At 62.6% G+C, this 18,645-nt stretch carries 16 protein-coding genes; 5 read left to right on the top strand and 11 right to left on the bottom strand.

Annotated features, from left to right (window positions below; translation table 11 throughout):
* The first annotated feature begins 124 nt into the window (after positions 1-124).
* Positions 125-271: a DUF3311 domain-containing protein gene (locus tag HPY55_01990; GenBank protein ID NPV69401.1), complete on the top strand. Its 147-nt coding sequence runs from the start codon at positions 125-127 to the stop codon at positions 269-271.
* Between the two features lie 4 nt (positions 272-275).
* Positions 276-1,739, top strand: a complete 1,464-nt coding sequence (locus tag HPY55_01995; protein ID NPV69402.1) for a sodium:solute symporter family protein — start codon at positions 276-278, stop codon at positions 1,737-1,739.
* 107 nt (positions 1,740-1,846) lie between these two features.
* Here the strand turns inward: HPY55_01995 and HPY55_02000 are convergent, their stop codons facing one another.
* From HPY55_02000 to HPY55_02025, 6 genes are all read right to left on the bottom strand, one after another.
* Complete coding sequence (locus HPY55_02000) at positions 1,847-5,488, bottom strand: TSCPD domain-containing protein (GenBank protein ID NPV69403.1); 3,642 nt, start codon at positions 5,486-5,488, stop codon at positions 1,847-1,849.
* Positions 5,489-5,580: 92 nt separating this feature from the next.
* A complete protein-coding gene (nrdR, locus tag HPY55_02005; protein ID NPV69404.1) occupies positions 5,581-6,057 on the bottom strand; it encodes a transcriptional repressor NrdR in 477 nt (158 codons plus the stop codon).
* A 171-nt stretch (positions 6,058-6,228) separates the two neighbouring features.
* Positions 6,229-6,798 (bottom strand): flavin reductase family protein, encoded by a 570-nt coding sequence (locus HPY55_02010; protein ID NPV69405.1) that lies wholly within the window; start codon positions 6,796-6,798, stop codon positions 6,229-6,231.
* 39 nt (positions 6,799-6,837) lie between these two features.
* A complete protein-coding gene (locus HPY55_02015; protein ID NPV69406.1) occupies positions 6,838-8,196 on the bottom strand; it encodes a hypothetical protein in 1,359 nt (452 codons plus the stop codon).
* Positions 8,197-8,301: 105 nt separating this feature from the next.
* Entirely contained in the window at positions 8,302-9,339 is a 1,038-nt protein-coding gene (gene splB / locus HPY55_02020; protein ID NPV69407.1) for a spore photoproduct lyase, read from the bottom strand.
* 31 nt (positions 9,340-9,370) lie between these two features.
* The gene (locus tag HPY55_02025; protein ID NPV69408.1) at positions 9,371-10,423 is read right to left on the bottom strand and encodes a threonine synthase; all 1,053 of its coding nucleotides are present in this window, start codon (positions 10,421-10,423) and stop codon (positions 9,371-9,373) included.
* A gap of 248 nt (positions 10,424-10,671) precedes the next feature.
* Here HPY55_02025 and HPY55_02030 point away from each other — a divergent pair, with 248 nt between their 5' ends.
* Complete coding sequence (locus tag HPY55_02030; GenBank protein NPV69409.1) at positions 10,672-10,968, top strand: MTH1187 family thiamine-binding protein; 297 nt, start codon at positions 10,672-10,674, stop codon at positions 10,966-10,968.
* Between the two features lie 97 nt (positions 10,969-11,065).
* On the opposite strand, the gene HPY55_02035 is transcribed toward HPY55_02030, so the two are convergent.
* Positions 11,066-11,308 carry a hypothetical protein gene (locus tag HPY55_02035; protein NPV69410.1) on the bottom strand — a complete coding sequence of 81 codons (243 nt, stop codon included), beginning with the start codon at positions 11,306-11,308 and terminating at the stop codon, positions 11,066-11,068.
* 133 nt (positions 11,309-11,441) lie between these two features.
* Here HPY55_02035 and HPY55_02040 point away from each other — a divergent pair, with 133 nt between their 5' ends.
* Positions 11,442-11,963 (top strand): transcription repressor NadR, encoded by a 522-nt coding sequence (locus HPY55_02040; GenBank protein NPV69411.1) that lies wholly within the window; start codon positions 11,442-11,444, stop codon positions 11,961-11,963.
* Between the two features lie 89 nt (positions 11,964-12,052).
* On the opposite strand, the gene HPY55_02045 is transcribed toward HPY55_02040, so the two are convergent.
* Positions 12,053-14,626 (bottom strand): S-layer homology domain-containing protein, encoded by a 2,574-nt coding sequence (locus HPY55_02045; protein ID NPV69412.1) that lies wholly within the window; start codon positions 14,624-14,626, stop codon positions 12,053-12,055.
* Positions 14,627-14,902: 276 nt separating this feature from the next.
* Here HPY55_02045 and HPY55_02050 point away from each other — a divergent pair, with 276 nt between their 5' ends.
* On the top strand, positions 14,903-15,409 hold the full coding sequence (locus tag HPY55_02050; GenBank protein ID NPV69413.1) for an ECF transporter S component: 507 nt from the start codon (positions 14,903-14,905) through the stop codon (positions 15,407-15,409).
* Between the two features lie 214 nt (positions 15,410-15,623).
* Here the strand turns inward: HPY55_02050 and glgA are convergent, their stop codons facing one another.
* From glgA to HPY55_02065, 3 genes are read right to left on the bottom strand one after another with little or no spacing between them, the layout of a single operon-like run.
* The gene (glgA, locus tag HPY55_02055; protein NPV69414.1) at positions 15,624-17,102 is read right to left on the bottom strand and encodes a glycogen synthase GlgA; all 1,479 of its coding nucleotides are present in this window, start codon (positions 17,100-17,102) and stop codon (positions 15,624-15,626) included.
* Positions 17,086-18,165 (bottom strand): DUF4921 family protein, encoded by a 1,080-nt coding sequence (locus tag HPY55_02060; GenBank protein ID NPV69415.1) that lies wholly within the window; start codon positions 18,163-18,165, stop codon positions 17,086-17,088. Before HPY55_02060 ends, glgA begins: the two co-directional genes overlap by 17 nt.
* 11 nt (positions 18,166-18,176) lie before the next feature.
* Positions 18,177-18,425, bottom strand: a complete 249-nt coding sequence (locus tag HPY55_02065) for a hypothetical protein (protein NPV69416.1) — start codon at positions 18,423-18,425, stop codon at positions 18,177-18,179.
* Positions 18,426-18,645 lie beyond the last annotated feature (220 nt).

Here is an 18,645-nt window from a genome sequence, read left to right on the forward strand (position 1 = left end):
GGACGAATCATCGCGATCCATAAAGTCACCACTGGAAAGGAGGTGAGACGTGATGGATGCCCATACGAGAGAGCGAAAAGCGCTGACGGCCGTGGCGATACTGGGGCTAATCTGCTTACTGGCGATGATATTCCCGTTCTACTCGATCGCTAACCGCGTGGAGCCGTTCGTGCTCGGGATGCCGTTTTCGATGTTCTGGATCGTGATGTGGATCGGCATCGAGTTCGTGGGGGTTATAGCGGCGTATCTCTGGGAGTATCAAGGGAGGTGATATCATGGAACGCTGGGTTGCAGCGCTTACAGTCATCGCAGTTTACCTTGGTTTCGCCCTCGCACTCGGGCTACTGGCCGGATACCGCCGGGACCTCTTCTCGATCTCGGAGTTCGCCGTAGCCCACAGGAACATGGGTGTGTTCCTCATGTGGTTCATGATGGGCGGTACGATATTCAGCGCCTTCGCATTCATGGGTGGCCCGGGGTGGGCGTTCTCGAGGGGCGCGGCGTCGTTCTACATTCTTGGGTACTGCGCGCTCGGACTACTACCCTGGTACGTAATTGGCCCCAGGGCCTCAAGGATCGGCGAGAGGCATAGCCTGATCTCCCTCGGCCAATTCCTCGCGAAACGGTACGAATCGAGGGCCCTTCCAGTCCTGGTTGGTCTCGTCGCAACGTTCGCATTCGTCCAGTACATCACGCTGCAGATCAAGGGCACGGCCTACATATTCAACGTGCTCACCGACGGCCACATCAGCTACAACGCCGCCGCTTGCATAGCCTACGGCATAGTCATCGTGTACGTCGCTACCGGCGGAGTCCGCGCGGCGGCCTGGAGCGACGTGCTCCAGAGCCTCCTCATGCTCATCGTGGCGTGGGGCGTGGGGTTCTACCTCGTATACACGCTCCAGGGCGGACCGCTGGCCATGTTCCAATCCATAGCCACCAAGATGCCTGGATTCCTTCAGATAGGCGTGCAGGGGTCGAAGATGTCGCCCGCGGCCTTCTCGACCTCGACACTGGTGTCCGTGCTGGGGTTCATCATGTGGCCCCACCTGTTCACCAAGTCCTTCACCACGACTCCGCGCCGCATCAAGCTCACGGTCATGGCGTACCCGGTGTTCGCCATTTTCATGGTGCCCGTGCTGTACATGGGATTCGCCGCGATCGGCAAGGTTGATCCCAAGCTACTGAAGAACGCCGATGAGGTCGTGCCGTATGTCATTACCCACCTTCTCGGCGTGAGCGGATGGTTCTACGGACTGGTGGGCGCGGGCGCGCTAGCCGCGGCCATGTCCTCGGCCGACGCCATCACTCACGGCGCCGCCGTGGAGCTGGTTCAGGACGTCTACAAGGTGTTGAAACCTGACACCTCCGACAGGAACACCGTAATCCTCATGAGAGTGGCGGTGCTAGTCGTCGGCGCAATCTCCCTGTACGTGGCGCTGTACGGCGCGGCGGGATTGATTCAGCTCCTGCTCGGGGCGTACGGTTCAATAGTGCAGTTCCTGCCGGCGGTCTACGGCGCGCTGTTCTGGAAACGAGGCACGGCCCCCGGGGCGGTCGCCGGGCTGGTCGCCGGCGTGGCAGTGAACGTGTACTACCAGCTCATCGTCGGCAAGGGACCCCTCGACATCCACCCGGGGATTTGGGGCCTGATGGTGAACCTGGTGATATTCGTCGTGCTGAGCCTTCTCACGCAGCCCCCATCGAAGGAGGTCGCGGAAGACTACATCAACGCCTAAGCAGCACGTGGTCATGTGGTCATGAAGTGGTCATTAAGCGGATGGCGGCGGGGCGACATACTCCGCCGCCTTTTCATGCACAGAACCCCCGGTCAGCCAGAGCACCTTCACGAGCACTTCGAGTACCCGCAGAACGCGCATGTGATGCAGCCGTTCTCATGTTTGACGTGGCCGCCACATTCGGGGCAGGCCCCCGTGTGGTTGTCCAGGCTGTCGAGGCCCGCCGAGATGTGCTGGCTGGCCAACACCTGATCCTCGCCCAGCCCGTCGGAGGCGAGCCTTCCGGCGACTTGCCTATCCCTGAGGTACCTCTCAAGGATAATACCTATCGCGTCGGGGCAGGACAGGACCATTCCGCCTTGCCGCCACGCCGGAGTGGGACACCTGATGCCCCTGAGTTCCTTGATGACGGACTCCGCCTTGAGCCCCGACCGCAGCGCGAGCGAGATGAGCCTCGCCACGGCCTCAGACTGCGAGGCCGCGCAGCCGCCGGACTTGCCCATGGTAGCGAAGACCTCGCACAGCCCGTGTTCGTCCTCGTTGACCGTGACATACAGGTTACCGCATCCGGTCTTCAGCCGCGAGGTTGTCCCCACCGTCACCTCGGGCCGCGGCCTCGGCGTCAGCTCGACCCTGACCGCCGGGACGCCGCCGGCGCCAACCGCCCCTTGCGCGGCCACTGCGGAGACCTGGCTCGCATCGCCGGCTGCCCTGCCTGCCTCGTTTGACTTGCCGCCCACGTTGAGCACCTGGGACTCGCGGCTGCGGTCCCTGTAGACCGTGACCCCCTTGCAGCCCAGGCGGTACGCCAGCATGTAAACCCTGGCGACCTCCTCCACAGTGGCTTCGTGCGGGAAATTAACCGTCTTGGACACGGCGTTGTGAGTGTACTTCTGGAACGCGGCCTGCATCTTGATGTGCCACTCGGGCGTGATGTCAAGCGCCGTCACAAACAGCCGCCGGATAGCAGGGGGAATCTCATCGAAATCCTGGATGGAGCCGGTGGCCGCTATGCGGCGCATGAGTCCCACGTCGTAGAGACCCCTCGCCCGCATGACCTCCTCGAAAACCGGGTTGACCTCGGGCAACTCCTGGTTGTCGAGGACGTTCCTCACGTAGCTCAGGGCGTAGATCGGTTCGATGCCGCTCGAGCAACCGGTGATCATGCTGATCGTCCCGGTTGGCGCTATGGTCGTGATGGTGGCGTTCCGGAGCCGCGGCCCCCCGTGACTGTATACGCTCTTCGCAAAGTTCGGGAACACGCCCCGCCTCTTCGCCAACTCCTCGGATGCGCGGACCCCTTCGTCCTGGATGAACTTCATTACCGATTCGGCGAGGTCGGTGGCCTTCTCGGAGTCGTACGCGACGTTCAGGCGGATCAGCATGTCCGCGAAACCCATGACCCCGAGGCCCACTTTCCGGTTGCCGAGGGTCATGGTTTCGATCATGTCTACGGGGTACTTGTTGGCGTCTATCACGTTGTCCAGGGCATGGACCGCAGTCCAGACAGTGCTCCTGAGCAGGTCCCAGTCGATGTCCCCGCTCTTCACCATGCGCGCCAGGTTGACCGAGCCGAGGTTGCACGACTCATACGGGAGCAGTGGTTGCTCTCCGCAGTTGTGAGCACAGAACCCGTTGCCATCGAAGGCGTTGACCCCGGGGACTTGCACATCGTAGACGTCCTCTACTCCATCCGGCTCTATAGCCAGCACGGTTGCTACAAAGATCTCGCGGTTGAGCCGGCGCCGGTATGATCTGAGGAGAGACTCGAGCCGGGCCGCCTTCTGGCGGTCCACAAAGCCGACTCGCTCGGCATACAGGCTCAAGTTAACTCCGCTTATTATGAGCTCATGCCGATCTTTTATCTGGTACTCCCGCATGCCGCCTCTGCCGTCGGGCGGGAGTTGCCGGCCAGCCGAACGCCGCTCTTCGTAAATGGTGCTGACAATGCCCAGACGCAGGAGCATGCGTTGGACGGCGCGCAAGAGCCCCAGGTCGCTTTGGGCCAGGCGTACGCTTGCGCCCTTTTTCTCGCTTCCCTGGACGAAACCGTCGCAGTCGAACAGTCCGCGCAGGAAGCCCCTGTAGCCCTCCGACGAAGCGCGTTCGATTTCCATCGTGATAGTCTTACGGCCAGGGTGCATGGCCATGCGCTCGGCCAGCGCACGCAGGCTGGCCAGCTTGAGCCGGTATTCGTTGCGCCCCTTGACGGCGGTCCAGCCGCGGAAGTCAGACCGGTGCGGCAACGTCTGCGCGCACGTCAACGCGGCCTCCATAACCGCGGCCGGCCCGGCCACCGCCTCCGCTTCGTTGACCGCCTGCTCTCTGGTCCAAACAGAGAGAACGGCGGCGTCATTCTTCAGGACTCCGTCACCGACCAAAAGGCCCAAGAGATACCCTTCGGCCTCGGTCAACTCGCCCGGCCAGCCAGCCAGGGAGCGGTGGTCGTGAAGGAGAACATGATCGCCAGGCGTTAGTTCTTGGGTCGAAACCCATTCGGACGCAAGGCGGTAGCGGGTTTTGTCTACCACCCGCAAGACCTTGTGGTCGGGGGTCAGCCTGATTGAGTAACCCTCCTGCGTCTGCAATCTAACGACCGGCCTTGTGCCCGTCTTGAAAAAGCCTTGTCCTCCCGTCGAGTAACGCCGCCCGTTCACGACCGCCTCGAAGGGCCGGCCTGTCAGTTCGCGGACCTGGCGCGGGCCTTCGCCAGTCATGACCCAGGTATCGCCGGTCACGCATGGGTTGGTGCTTTCTATGTGCCCGACAGCGGGCGTCGGGTTGTCCTTCTCGAGGCGGTCGAGGAAGATGATGCCCGGCTCCCCGTTTTTCCAGGCCATCTCGACGATCTTGTCAAACACGTCGCGGGCCCTCAGTCTCCCGGAAGGTTGACCCGTCCTGGGGTTCATCAGCTCGTAAGTCTCGTCTTTCTCGACGGCCTCCATGAACGCCTCGGTCAGACCGACTGAGATGTTGAAGTTGGTGATCTGGTCGTTTTCACGCTTGCAGACGATGAACCCCTCGATGTCAGGGTGATCGACGCGCAGGATCCCCATGTTTGCCCCGCGGCGCGTCCCGCCCTGCTTTACAGCATCGGTAGCGGCGTTGAACACTTTCATGAACGAAACAGGCCCGCTCGCGACCCCGCCGGTGGACTTGACTACGTCGTTTTGCGGCCTCAGCCTGGAGAAACTGAACCCCGTCCCGCCGCCGGACTTGTGGATTATCGCGGTGTTCTTCAGTGTCTCGAAGATGCTGTCCATAGAATCATCAATGGGCAGCACGAAGCAGGCCGACAGCTGCTGCAGCTCCCGCCCCGCGTTCATCAGCGTGGGCGAGTTGAACATGAATGCGAGGCTCGCAATCGCGCCGAACATCTCGTCCTCGGCTGCGTCCAGGTCGGCCGCGTGACGCGATATCGTTTCGAGTAGTTCGGAGAAGGAGACCTTCATGTGCCCGGTCCGGTTGAGGCGACAGAAAGCGCGGTGAAGCGTCTGGGCGTCGAACGGGGTGTACTTCGAGAACCCCGACTGGCACGATCCCATGTCCGCCGAGGGCTTGACGGTCTGCTTGCCGGCGACATCGAACACATCGTCCAGGTATAGCGCGTCCATCAGAGAAATGTTGCGCGCCACCCGCCTGAACATTTCTTCCGGCGTCTCAATCACGTTGCCGTCTTCGTCCTTGGCCAGGTAGCGTTTTTTCAAGACAATCAATGCGTTTTCCGACAGAACCGGGCCTTGATTCATCGGATCTCCTCCAACTTGGGCCGGCAGGCGTTTCCGCTATTCGCCCGTCTCATGCCCGTCGCCGATCGCGATTCTTTTACCGCCCCAGCAGACTAACCCCGGTCCGCCTCCGGCTTCCTGGACTCGAGAAGCCTTTCCAGTTCATCCAGGAATGTGCCCACGTCCTTGAATTGGCGGTATACCGAGGCGAATCTGACGTATGCAACCTCATCGATGTCGCGGAGCTTCTGCATGACGCGCTCGCCTATTTCCTCAGCAGGTATCTCGCTCCTGAACGAGCTGCGAAGGTCCCGCTCGATATCAGCGGCCGCCTGCTCCAGCACCGGGAGTGGGATCGGGCGCTTCTCACAGGCCTTGATCATCCCGTTAAGGATCTTCCGCCTCTCGAAGGTCTCCCGCCGGCCATCCTTCTTTACGACGAGCAGGGGTTGCTCCTCGTGTCGCTCGTAAGTGGTGAAACGCTTCTGGCAGGAAGGGCATTCCCGCCTCCGCCTTATCACGCTGCCGGCTTCGGTAGGCCGCGAATCCAATACATTGGAGTCTACCGCGCCGCAGTAGGGGCACTTCAATGCTACCACCCCGTAATAAGAGGGGCCAAACAAGTGTTTCCCCGCAACATGTTGAGTGCACTTTCAATTATACACCGCAACATGTAGTGATCCAAAGCGGGAAATGCACCGATTCAGCCCTTGCAGCACGATCATTCGTGCCAGCCCTGTCCGATCTTGGACAGGCTGTCATTATTTCGCTTTCTGCTCTAGAGAGAACCCGTAATCGCCAATATGCTGGCCGATCTCGTAGTAGGACCCGTGGCCGTACGCGATCAGGCCGGCTTTAGCCGTGTCGATCCGCCCATCGGGACCGAGCGCGCCGGGGTCGGCGTTGACTGCGATGATCTCCCCCAGTATCACATCGTGCGTACCCGCCCTGACTGTGTTCCTGACGACGCATTCGATGTTGATGGGGCATTCCTTGATAGACGGGGACTTCACCTTGCCGGACGGCGCCGCGGTAAAACCGCAGCGTGCGAACTTGTCCTCCCGCCTCCCCGAAACCTGGCCGCAGTAGTCGGTCGCCCATACCTGGGATGCATTCGGGATATTGATGACGAACTCGCCGCTCTCCACGATCATCTTGTGTGAGAGGCGGGTGGGCCTGACCGCGATGACCGCCATCGGCGGGTCCGCCGCGCAGTTGCCCGCCCACGCGAGGGTGATGATGTTCTTCGGCCCGTCCACCGTCCCCGACGTCACCAGCACCACGCCCGACGGGTACACGGCGGGTGTTACTCCAAGGCTCTTCTTGTCCAATCGTCTCAACCTCCCAGCATTATGGCTGCGTCGCCTGCGCTACTCGATGCTGTCGGCCGGAACCGTGCGCGAACGCGCGGCGCCTCCGCGCTTCGAGGCCGGCGCCCGGCGCGGCTCCCCGAAGCCGGCTGCGGCGAGCGCACGCGCCACTTCCGGTCCCCTGCCAAAGCTCCCGCACTCCTTGAGTTTCTCAACGGCGGCCTCAGCTATGGCGAGGCTCATCCTGCCAAAGACCCCCGGATTGCAGGCCGACTTGCTCCCTTCCCTTATGCCATCCACGTTAGCCTCGCAGTAGTCCGCAAGGTAGTTCATCCCCACGACCATGAACCTGGTAGCGATGTTGTTCTTCCCCACGAGGCCCCTTGGGAGGAACGCCGCCCCGGTGCCGCCGTGCTGCGCATACGGAACGTACCTCCCGGTCTTCCGCATGACCTCCCTGTGCACGGCTATCAGCCTGTCCACGTCTGGTTCGTGCTTCTCGTGAGTCTTCGAGGCGTGGACCATACCTGCGGGGTATGCGATCGCCTCGGCGCCGCTGTACTCCACGAACGCGGCGATATCCCGGGCATATCGATCGAGGTCGGTCCCGGCCAGCCGCTCGTATTCGCTTTCATCACCGCTCTGGCCCGTGGCGCCGTACTCGGCCTCGAGAATCATGTCAGTATTTCCCAGGACATGCCTGAGCTCGTCGCTTATGTCCCTCGTCACCGCGAACGTAAGCGCCGGCGGCAATGTCTCGGTGTCGATCATCCCCCAGGCGGGCCGGACCTCGTTCACCACCGCCAGGAAATCCTGCCTGAACGCTGCGTATTGGTCACTTGACAGGTACCGGAGGCAATCCTCAACAGTGGCGCGGCCCAGGGGGCCCCCGCGAACCCCGCCCGCGGCGCGCACGGCGTCGTCTATCCTGGCTCTCGCCAGCGCAATGTCGAGTTCGCTACCCGCGTTCGCGGCCCGAGCGCCCCTGCCGGCAATGCACGCCGCGCCGGCAGTCCCGAGGACTTCCTCGAACTTCGGGACCCTGAAATGGTCGAGCGTGATCCCCATGAACCGCGCGCCGTACTGCTCCGCAGTCTCGTCAAGCACGTTCCTGATAATCCGCGCGCCGGCCACGAGGTGATCGTCGATCGATACGGATACGCCGGCCAGCGGCTTCACCGAGCCGGGGTTGCCCCCCGCCATATTGATGGCGGAATAACTCAGCTGCACGAGCATGGGCGACTGGTCGCCCTGGGCGGCCGCCATGACGAACCCCCGGGAAATCACGTCAACAGGCGGGACCAGATTGGCGGCGAGCAATGTCGCCCGCTCATTCTCGGGCTTGAGTTCCCCCGATTCGCTGAACGGCGAGAAGTGACGACATATCGCCATCACCTCACGGCCTGACAGAAGACTCATTAGACGCACCTCCAACACTCGTCAGGGACGATAAGTCCGGTTCGTCCGAGCAAGCGCCAATTCCTTCCGCAAGCAATTCCCATCTGTCGCCCACTCGGACCGTGCCTAGATAACGTAGTCCACGCGGGCCCCGGGGAACAACCGCCCGATCTCCAACCTGAACAGGTCGTCGATTCGCCGAAGCAGTTCATCCGGGTACACGTACTTCACGTACCCGAACTGCCCCATTTTGACGCGCCTTTCGTTCTCGTCGAGGGGGAGGGCCGTATGCGGGTGCCGCCTCGATATGAGCGACTTCGCCCGCGGGGTGAACCGGTGCGAGATGATCTCGAACGTGAGGGCACCTGCCGCGCGGGCGGGCATGGAGTCCCGCAAGGATGCGAGCAGGTCCCGGTACTGATCCTCCCAGCCGTCGTATACTACGACCGGAGCTATCAGGAATCCCACAGGGTACCCCGCCGCCGCCACCAGGCCCGCCGCGTGGAGCCGTGCATCCAGGCGCGGAGTACCGGCCTCGTACCGCTCGATGACCGGCTCCGCGTTGACGCTGAACCGGAACCGAGTGCGACCCTTGTGGTCCAAGCGGAGAAGTCCATCGACGTTCGCGAACTTGGTGACGAACCTGAACAGGGCGTGGGATTGCCCGCCGAAAAAGGAGATCGCCCTCGCCAGCCCGCCGGTGAAATCCTCCACCGGAAGGGGATCCGAAGTGGCGGCGCCCTCGAATACCGTTGTCTCAGGGAAGCGGTCCCGAATGTACCTGGCCGCCCGCTCGATGATCTCGTCGATGTTCACGTATGCCCTCATGTATGGCCTGGGGCCGAGCGTCGTCTGGAGGTAACAATACTCGCACAGACCCGGGCAGCCCGTGACGAGCGGCAGCTGGTAATGCGCTGAGGGCTTACACGTCTGGAACGCGAGCGACCGCCTTACCGCGAACACCAGCGTCCGCTTGGCTTCGCGGTAGGACGTCTCAGGGCTCAGGCCACGCCCCCCGGGGACACGGCCACGAGGCGGAATCACCCCGACAACAACGCCCATCCCCCGGAACCGGTCGTACATCTCCCGCCCGAGCGGGTACGACAGGGCACCCTCCTCGAAGAAAACCCTCTGTGGAACGAAAGACCCACGGGTGTCTCCCATGGGTCTAGCCTGCCCACATATGGCGATTGACCTACAACCCCAGCACGCCCTCCACGTCTTCCACGCGCGGGCCGCACTCGATGGGGGCGGGCAACCCCCGCATGGCCTCGTCGGGGTCCTTGAGGCCGTTGCCCGTGAGAATGCACACTACTGTCGACCCGGGCGTGAAGTACCCGCGGCCCGCGGCCTTCAGCAGGCCCGCGATCGAGGCGCATGAAGCGGGTTCCGCGAATACGCCCTCGCTGGAGGCCAGCAGGCGTTGCGCGTCGAGGATCTCGGCGTCGCTCACGGCATCGATCCTGCCGCCCGATTCATCCCGCGCCGCCACTGCCCTCTGCCAGCTTGCAGGGTTCCCTATCCTTATCGCCGTCGCGACGGTCTCGGGCTTCTCAACCGGGTGTCCGAGTACAATGGGCGCTGCTCCCTCCGCCTGGAACCCGGCGAGTATGGGGAGCTTCGAGCACCCACCGGCAGCATGGTATTCCTTGAATCCCTTCCAGTACGCCGTTATGTTACCGGCGTTCCCCACCGGCAGAACGAGGTAGTCGGGTGCGTCGCCCATGACATCGCATATCTCGAATGAGGCGGTTTTCTGGCCCTCGATACGGTCGGGGTTGAGCGAGTTGACGAGGCATACGGGATGCCTTTGAGCGATCTCGCGGACCGCGTTCAGCGCCTGGTCGAAGTTCCCTTCCACCGTGACCACGGTGGCGCCGTACATCAACGCCTGCGCCAGTTTCCCCAGTGCGATGTTCCCCTTGGGAACGAGCACATAGCACTTGAGCCCCGAGTGCGCGGCGTACGCGGCAGCCGACGCGGACGTGTTCCCCGTGGAGGCGCAGATCACTGCCCTGGCGCCGCGCTCCAGTGCCTTCGCGACCGCGACCACCATGCCCCTGTCCTTGAAGGACCCCGTCGGGTTCATCCCCTCAAACTTGGCGAGCACTCGCAGGCCGCTTCCGGCTATCCGCGAGATCCGCTCCAGCGGAAGAAGGGGCGTCCCCCCCTCGAACAGCGTAATGCGCGGGGTCGCGCCGGTTATGTCCAGATGACGTTCATACTCGGCGATTACGCCTCTCCACACACGCGACACACGATCACCTTCGTCCAATTCGATTGGCCGTCATTTGCGGTCCGGTCCTGACGCTTCTCGACCGCGGCGCCCGCCGACCTGCGTTCCCCCGCGGTTCCTCCCGCCGTCTTTCACCGCGTCCTGCGATTTTTCCTGTTTACCGATAGCGAGCGCATATAATGGCGGCCGCGCGCAGCAATAATAGACTGCACCGGAGCGTGAATGCGATATCGGAAAGCGACATCAAGGAGGAGTCGGGCGTGGCAATAGTAGAGGTGAAGATCGTTCCAATCGGGACTGACAGCGCGAGCATGTCGAGCTACGTGGCCTCCTGCTACAGGCTGGTCCAGGATGAAGGGCTAAAACACCAGCTCACCCCCACCTCGACAATAATCGAGGGGGAACTCAACCAGGTCCTCGATGTGGTCAGGAAGATGCACGAGGTGCCGTTCGATAACGGCGCCGACCGCGTGGTCACCAACATCTACATCGACGAGCGCAAGGACAGGTCCTCGGACATGGGAGACATGGTGGACGCCGTCGAATCAGGGGTCTAGAGCCAGACAGGTCTCTCGAACGTGCCGGACAGATAGCGCTGCAGCGGGGAGAACGTTGCGTTCCCCCCGTGTTCCATCCATCTACCCTGGCGAAGCCTTAGTGCCGGCAGCATCGGAACATGAGGGAGACCAGGTATACGACGAGCATCACGACCCCGACCAGCAACAGCGGCCCCGTGAGCACGGCCGCCAGGATGATCACCGGCAGCGCGACGAGGACCCAGATGAGACGAAGCCCCATGCCGACGATACCGAACAAGACCTTGAGCGCGATCGCGGCGGCCGAAATCACTGCCGCGATTACCAGCCAGACGAGAACCGAACCCAGTGCGAACGCCATTTGACCGATCGACCTCCATCCCCTTGCTAAAGATATCATAACGTGGGGTCCGCTGCCACAGGATCGGCCCCCGTTTTGTATATACGGTCCAACTGGTAAAATGGTCTGGAGAAGCCTTACCGGGGGTGGTCGCGTGAACGCGGAGGAACGCAGGAGCGGCATCCAGTCGCTGCTCCTCAAATCGGCGAAACCTTGCACTGGGTCGGAACTCGCGGCGAACCTGGGGGTTTCCCGCCAGGTGATCGTCCAGGACATCGCAATACTCCGCGCGCGGGGCGAGCCGATCGTCGCCACGCCGCAGGGATATGTGATGCGTGAGGCCGCGCTCGGCCCCGGTGAAACGAGGGTCGTCGCCTGCAGTCACGGCGCGGGGAACGTGCGTGAGGAATTGCTTACGATTGTACGCGAGGGCGGCGAGATACTCGACGTCATCGTGGAGCACCCGCTCTACGGGGAAATCTCGGGGAGGCTCATGCTACGGAGTGAGGCGGACGTCGACAGGTTCCTCTCGAGGATGGACAGGACGCGCGCCATACTGCTCTCATCCCTCACTGGCGGGGTGCACCTCCACACCATACGCGTGCCGGGTCCTGCCGCATTCTCGGCCATCCTCACCGCCCTGAGGGAGAAGGGTTACCTTCTCGACGAACAATAAGGACGAACAGTGAGCCGGCTGCATCGCGCAGCCGGTCACACAATCGCTATCCCGCAACTGCATTTATGACCGCACCGATCTCGGCAAACTCACTGCAGCACGGTTATCTGCGTAATTACGTTCCCAGCGAGCTTCAGAGCAAGCAGGTTCCCCGCCACCAGGTCCTCGAGTTCCATATCTGTCGTGCCCTTGCGGACGCCCGCGCCGTCTTTCACCTTGTACGTGACGACCGCGCCCTTCTCGTTCCTGACCCTCAGCGAATAGCCCTCAGCAAGGTCGGTGATCATCGAGACGTAAGTCACGTGCACCTCGGACTGGGGCCGCCTCTCCACGCTCACACGGGTGACCCTCGAACCGTGTATGGTGAGCGTCACCCGGTCGCCCCGCATCAGGTCGGCGGTGGTCATCGGGTATCCGTCGTACTCGATCTTCACGTCGGCTGCCAGGGTATAGGTGGACGTCCCACCGCCTTCGGGCGGCTTGATGGATATCCTTGCCGCCGTGCCGGTTGACACCCGCGTAATCTCGCCCGTTATCTCCTTCGGGACCCTGTCCTCTACGTCAACGCTCGCGGCGTAGGCGTCCTTCATCTTCACCTGGACGCGGTCGCCCACGACGATCTCGCCCAGGGTGATCGCCTGTTTGAGATACGTGATCTTCGTGCTCGAGTCGAGGGCGATAGTGACGCCCTCCTCGTCCTGCGGCTTAACCGTAAGCCTGTTGCGCCGTTCCTCGACCTTTTCGACCACGCCCTCAATTGCCGCCCGGGCGTCCTGGGCCTCGATTCTCGTGATGACGCCGTCGAGCAAGCTCATCTTTACGCGGTCTCCGGCGCTTACCTTCTCGAGTTCGATCGCCTTGCCTTTGCGCCAGATCTTCGCGTCGGGCGAAACCCAGGCCCGCAGCGTTGTCCCGCTGAACAGCTTGACGTTCATCCTCGCGGGCGCCCATTCGGCCTCTATCGACTCAACCCACCCGGAGGCCTCGTCGGTGTTCCGGACGGTTATCATCTTTACGTTCCACGCGCTCCCCGATGCCGGCGTCTCCAGGTCGAGGATGACCCTGTCCCCTACCTTGAGATCCTCGAGCGCGATCAGGGCACGGCCGCTCCTGGCAATGCACTCGGGCAAGAGCTCGTAGGTGAGGTCGTTCCCGTGGGCGTCCTTTATCCTGATCTCGGGCGAGGCGCCCATCTTGATTTCCCTGACGATGCCTTCGGCCTCCGACGTCCCTTCGGGGGACCTGACGTCAATAGCCGTGATCTCCCCGCCGGTCACTCTCACCCGCGCCATGTCTCCTTCGTTCAGCTCGACGAGGTTAGATGCCCTTCCGTCACGCGTGACGGTGCAGTTCAGCGCTATCCTGTATTCCCGTCGCACGGACCGGTCGTCGACCCCTGCGAGGCGAGGTTTGTCCCCGAGCGAGGCCCACTTGATCAGGATCTCGAACTCCACGATTTCCTCGGGTTCCTCCGCGGTTATCGCCGTTATCGTCGAGTCGGTTATCTTCAGGGTCACCCTGTCGCGGGGCTTCACGAACATCAGGTCGGCGGTCTTCCCGTTGCGGTTCACCTTACAGCTCGAGCCCACCGCGTAGGCGCAGGTCTTGCCGGTCTGATCCCTGAACACGAGCACCGGACCGTAATCGCGCGCGATCTCGATCACTGTGCCCTGCTTCTGCGATTGCCCCATCTCGGGCCAGGATGCGGGCGATTTCGCGCGCGCGTCGACAAGCACGACAAAGCCCTGGTCGTTCCAGACCACGGCCACCAGTTGGCCCTTCTTGATGGATGAGGTGGCTACTTCCTTGCCGTCGACGAACACGGCCAGGTCCGGCGACAGGGTCATCGTCACGGACTCGGCGAATACCTCGCCGCGGTCCCAGTAGCCAAGTTCGCCGGTGCGCGGCCACCACTCGCGGTCGAATTTCCTCATCGTTATGATGGATTGTTTCGCGTCCACGGCAGTCACCACGCCGCGAACCTCCCTGCCCCGGACCGGGGCGAGCATCTCGCAGCAACGCTCAAGCACGGTCGCGAACTCCGCGCGTGTTATCGGATGCGCGGGGCCGAACGTCTGGCCGTATCCCGTCATGATCCCCCGGCTGTTCGCGACAGCGACGTATCCGGCTTTCCCAGCCGGCACCTCCGGCGAATCGGTGAACGGGAGGACCTCATCCATCCTGTCCTGCGCCTCGCCGTCCAGGCCGGCGGCTTTCACCAGTACCTCCGCGATCCACCACCTTGCGGCGGGAACGCCCGGCTGGAACGGCCCGTCAGCGGGGTCTACGAAACCGAGGTATGCGGCACGGCCAACGTCCTCGGCGGCCCAGCGGTACTGTTCGAGTATTGTGACGGAGTCCTCGAACTCCATGGCCTCTTCAATGGCGCCGCCGGGAGGTTCCGCGGTGGCCGAGCCGCCCGCGCCCTCGCCGGCGGTCTCGCGCAGCATCCTCATGACTCCGACGATGACCTCCGTGCGCGTGACGCTGGCGTTGGGCCTGAATCCGCCATCCGGGTAACCCTTGAGGATCCTCTTGGCCGAGGCCCTGGCCATGTACTGCATGGCCCAGGCCGCCTCGCCCTCGTCGTGAAAGTACCTGAAGGGCGTCTCCCGTGCAGCCGAAGCCGGGGCCACGTCGACAACTGCGGCCAGTACGAACATAAACAGGACCACCGCAAGGCCAGCCGCTAAGGCGCCGGACGCGGTGATCGCGCTGCCGGAAACCGTGCGTGGAACGATGGACGATTTTCGGGCCAGCCCGCCCACCTCCCTACATTATCTATCGCAGGCTGCCTGTATCATCGTTAGCCGTGTGGTTGCCGGATTCCTGCGGGCTTGGTGTCTTTACACTTGACATTACACCATCCCACAACGTACCATTAATCTGCAGCCTGCCGCGAGCCGGCCGGCAGCCAGACTTGAACCGAGGTGAGAGCAATGCGGACACGCGAACTCGTAGCCGGAGCCCTCCTTTCCGCCCTGTCGCTCGTCATACCACTTGCTTTCGGAGGAGTACTGGGAGTCTCCATCCCTCCATTCTCGGCTACACTTGCGTCGCACGTCCCCTTGATGCTTTCGATGCTCGTCAGCCCCGCGGCGGCCGTGATGGTCGGCGCGGTTTCGGCCATCGGCTTCACCATGAAGCTCGGGCCCGTCATCGGGGCAAGGGCAGCGATGCACGCCTTCGTCGGGGCTACAGGCGCGGTGCTCGTGCGCCGTGGAGTCCGCTTCCCGCTGGCACTTCTGCTCTGCCTGCCCGTGCACTCGTTGCTCGAAGCTTTCATCGTGCTGCCGTTCGGATGGAGCCTGCAGAAGGCAGGCGTCGTCGTGGCGGCGGGGACTGCGCTCCACCACCTGGTCGACTCGGCCATCGCAGTCTCTCTGACAGGGATCCTGGCGAAGATCGGGGTTTCATTCTGGAAGGAGCAAGAACGAGGAGCATAGACGTTCCAGTATTGAGACACATTACAATATAAACGAATGGCTTTCCTCGGGCTGCTGTATCACCTCCAGTACGTCCCGGGCCCGTGGGAACAAGAGGGTCATCCCGCTTTTCGTGGGATGGCCCTCCTCATGCTACCGCCGCAGCGGCGTGGCCCGGGCGCCGCGACCTGCGCCGTACTCAACCCTGCCAGGCGGGCCCCGCCACTGCCCCGTCCTACGCGGTTAATTCCACGATGTCTTTCTTCATTAGCGCCCTGTCGTACAGGTCCATGTACTCAGCCGCCGAGCGGTTCCAAGAGAAGTCGAGGTCCATGGCCGATTGCACGAGCCGGCGCCACTTCTCCCTGTCCGAGTATGCCGAGATGGCGCGCCTGAGCGCGCTCATCAGGGCGTCCGAGGAGTACTCCTTGAACGAGAACCCGTTACCCATGCCTGTGCCGGCGTCGTAGTCGAATATCGTGTCGGCCAGGCCCCCGACGTGCCTCACCACGGGTATCGTGCCGTAACGGAGGCTTATGAGCTGCCCGAGGCCGCACGGTTCGAACCTCGATGGCATCAGGAACATGTCCGCGCCCGCGTATATCCTCTGCGCGAGAATCCCGTTGAACCCGATGAACGCGGCGACCTTGCCCGGGTTCGATTCCGACAACGACTTGAACATGCGCTCGTAGTGAGGGTCGCCGGTCCCCAGCAATATGAGCTGGACGTCCATGCCGAGTATCTCGGGCATGGCCTCCAGCACGATGTCCAATCCCTTCTGGTCAACCAGCCGCGACACGAGCCCGATCAACGGCACGTCGCGGACATGCAGGTTCATCTCCTTCTGCAACGCAAACTTGTTCTCTTTCTTGTCGCCCACCATAGTCGAGTCGAAGTTCTTGTATATCCTGGGGTCGGTGCGGGGATTGAACTCGTGATAGTTGATCCCGTTCACGATCCCGTAAAGGTCGTCGCCGCGCTTTCGCAATAGGCCTTCCATTCGTTCTCCGAACTCGGCCGTCTGAATTTCCTGCGCATACTTCTTCGACACGGTATTGATCACGTCGGAGTATGTAATGCCGGCTTTCATGAAGCTCACAGACCCGTAGAACTCCACCCCACCGGGGTGGAACAGGTGCTCACCGACCCCCATGAGTCTCAGCACGTCTATGGGGAAGTTGCCCTGATAGGCGAGGTTGTGGATCGTGAACACCGTGCACACCTTGGAGAAGAACGGGTCGTTCGCGTAGAACTCGTTCAGCATGAGCGGGACCGGCGCCGTCTCCCAGTCGTTGCAGTGGATGATGTCTGGCTGGAATCCGAGCCTGGGCAGCATCTCGAGAACCGCTTTGGAGAAGAAGATGAACCGCTCGGCGTCGTCGGGGTAACCGTAGACCCCGTCCCTGTCGAAATACTGGTAGTTGTCGATCAGGTACACCGGGACCCGTTTCCAGCCGCCGTTGACCTTGGCCTCTATGCCGGTGGCCTTCACGACGGCGGTTTCTTTCCTGTCCCCGACCTGCACGGGGAAATCCATGATGGTTTCCTCCGGCGTAACCGCCTTGTACCTCGGCATCACGACCCTCACGTCATTGCCCAGCGCGGTAAGTGCCTTCGGAAGCGATCCCGCCACGTCCGCCAGCCCCCCAACCTTGGCGAACGGGGCAACCTCCGACGATGCAAGTATGATCTTCAGGTTACGGTCGAGTATCACGCGGTTCATCCCCTTTCACTTGCGCGGACCCCGCGGGCCCCGCTTCGCCGGACACCGGCACCAGGCCCTCGAGCCCGAGAGACACCTCGCGCAGCAATGGAGCGGCCATCTCGGGCGGAGTGGGGTTTATGTAGTATCCGGTGCCCAGTTCAAACCCGGCCGCTATCGTGAGCCTGGGGAGGATCTCGATGTGCCAGTGGAACCCGTCCCCGGCGGCCCCGAAAGGAGCGGTGTGCAGGATCAGGTTGTACGGTGGGTTATCGAACGCGGCTTCGAGGCGCCTGACCGTGTTCCTGAGCACCGCGGCGAGCTCCCGGGACAGGTCCTCTGGTGTTTCTTCGAAGCGCGGCAGGTGACACGCCGGGGCAATCCACGTCTCGTAGGGAAACCGCGAGGCAACCGGGCAGTATACAATGAAACCCGCCGATTCGTCGACGATGCGGTCCCCGTTCTCAGACTCGTAGCGCAGTACATCACAGAGCGTACAGTCGCCTCCGTTACCGCGGTTCAACCCCCGCATCTCCGCCTGTACCACCCCGGGGGTCACGGGTAACGCTATCAACTGGAAGTGCGTGTGTTCGAGAGAAGCCCCCGCCGTAGCGCCGGAGTTCTTGAACGCCTGAACGTATTCCACGCGGCCGCCGCGCCCGTACGCCCGTATCCGGTCCTTGAGCGCCCTGATCACGAGTTCGACCTGGTCCACGTCGTGCGTCCCGAGGCTGGAATCGTGCCTGGGTGACTCGACCAGCACCTCGTGGCCTCCGGCAGCGTTCATAACGAGGTGCGGCCCCACATAGCGCGGTTCCTCGCGCGCGAGGTCGGGCGAGAGCGCCGGGAACTTGTTCGGGACAACTCTTATGCTCCATCCAGGTGTGTCGGGAGGCGAGCCATCCCTGTACGCCAGCACCTCGGGAGGTGTGAGGCCCTCGTTCCCGTAGCAGAACGGGCACGTGCCGCCCTTTTTCGTTTCCGCGGGGCGTGCGAAGTCGTGGGGGCGCTTACCCCTTTCTGTGGCGATGATCACCCACGTGCCGGTGAGAATATCTTTCCTGAGTTCGGGCATCAATTACCCCCCTAAATACTGCGGAACGGCCGGTCTTTACGGAGGCTCGTCGACCCGTGGTCCTCCAGGATATCGGCCCCGTCGTCCGGTAGCTGTATTTCGGGGACGTCGAACTCGGGGATCTCCTCTTCCTCGGGGCCTTCCCCACCGTTGCCACCGGATAGCTCCCCATCATCGGGGTTATCGACGTCGACGAGCGTCCGTGGATCACTGGTCCGGGGATTCCTGGGTGGAATGCCGCCCCTACTGTCACTGCTCACTGCGTTCCGGCCTCCTTCCGCTTACGCTGGTATACGCCATGGCTCGGCGCCCGCGTTCGCAACAAATCCGCACAGACATGCCTGAATCCTAGTATGTCCAGGGAAAGCCGTGACAGGTTGGGAAAAACAAGCACGTTACGGATTGAGCGCCGGATAAGAGAAGCAGCGGCCCCACTCTTCCGGGGCCACTGCTTGCGAGCCCTCCGCCGCCGCCAGGCGG

The sequence above is a fragment of the Bacillota bacterium genome, from assembly GCA_013178305.1.
Taxonomy (GTDB): domain Bacteria; phylum Bacillota; class Sulfobacillia; order JABLXB01; family JABLXB01; genus JABLXB01.

What these genes read in the sequence shown, in the direction of transcription:
- HPY55_01990 (NPV69401.1), top strand. Translation starts at nt 125, where the DNA reads ATGATATTCCCGTTCTACTCGATCGCTAACCGCGTGGAGCCGTTCGTG.
- HPY55_01995 (NPV69402.1), top strand. Translation starts at nt 276, where the DNA reads ATGGAACGCTGGGTTGCAGCGCTTACAGTCATCGCAGTTTACCTTGGT.
- HPY55_02000 (NPV69403.1), bottom strand. Translation starts at nt 5,488, where the DNA reads ATGAATCAAGGCCCGGTTCTGTCGGAAAACGCATTGATTGTCTTGAAA.
- HPY55_02015 (NPV69406.1), bottom strand. Translation starts at nt 8,196, where the DNA reads ATGAGTCTTCTGTCAGGCCGTGAGGTGATGGCGATATGTCGTCACTTC.
- splB (NPV69407.1), bottom strand. Translation starts at nt 9,339, where the DNA reads ATGGGAGACACCCGTGGGTCTTTCGTTCCACAGAGGGTTTTCTTCGAG.
- HPY55_02035 (NPV69410.1), bottom strand. Translation starts at nt 11,308, where the DNA reads ATGGCGTTCGCACTGGGTTCGGTTCTCGTCTGGCTGGTAATCGCGGCA.
- HPY55_02045 (NPV69412.1), bottom strand. Translation starts at nt 14,626, where the DNA reads ATGTTCGTACTGGCCGCAGTTGTCGACGTGGCCCCGGCTTCGGCTGCA.
- HPY55_02050 (NPV69413.1), top strand. Translation starts at nt 14,903, where the DNA reads ATGCGGACACGCGAACTCGTAGCCGGAGCCCTCCTTTCCGCCCTGTCG.
- HPY55_02060 (NPV69415.1), bottom strand. Translation starts at nt 18,165, where the DNA reads ATGCCCGAACTCAGGAAAGATATTCTCACCGGCACGTGGGTGATCATC.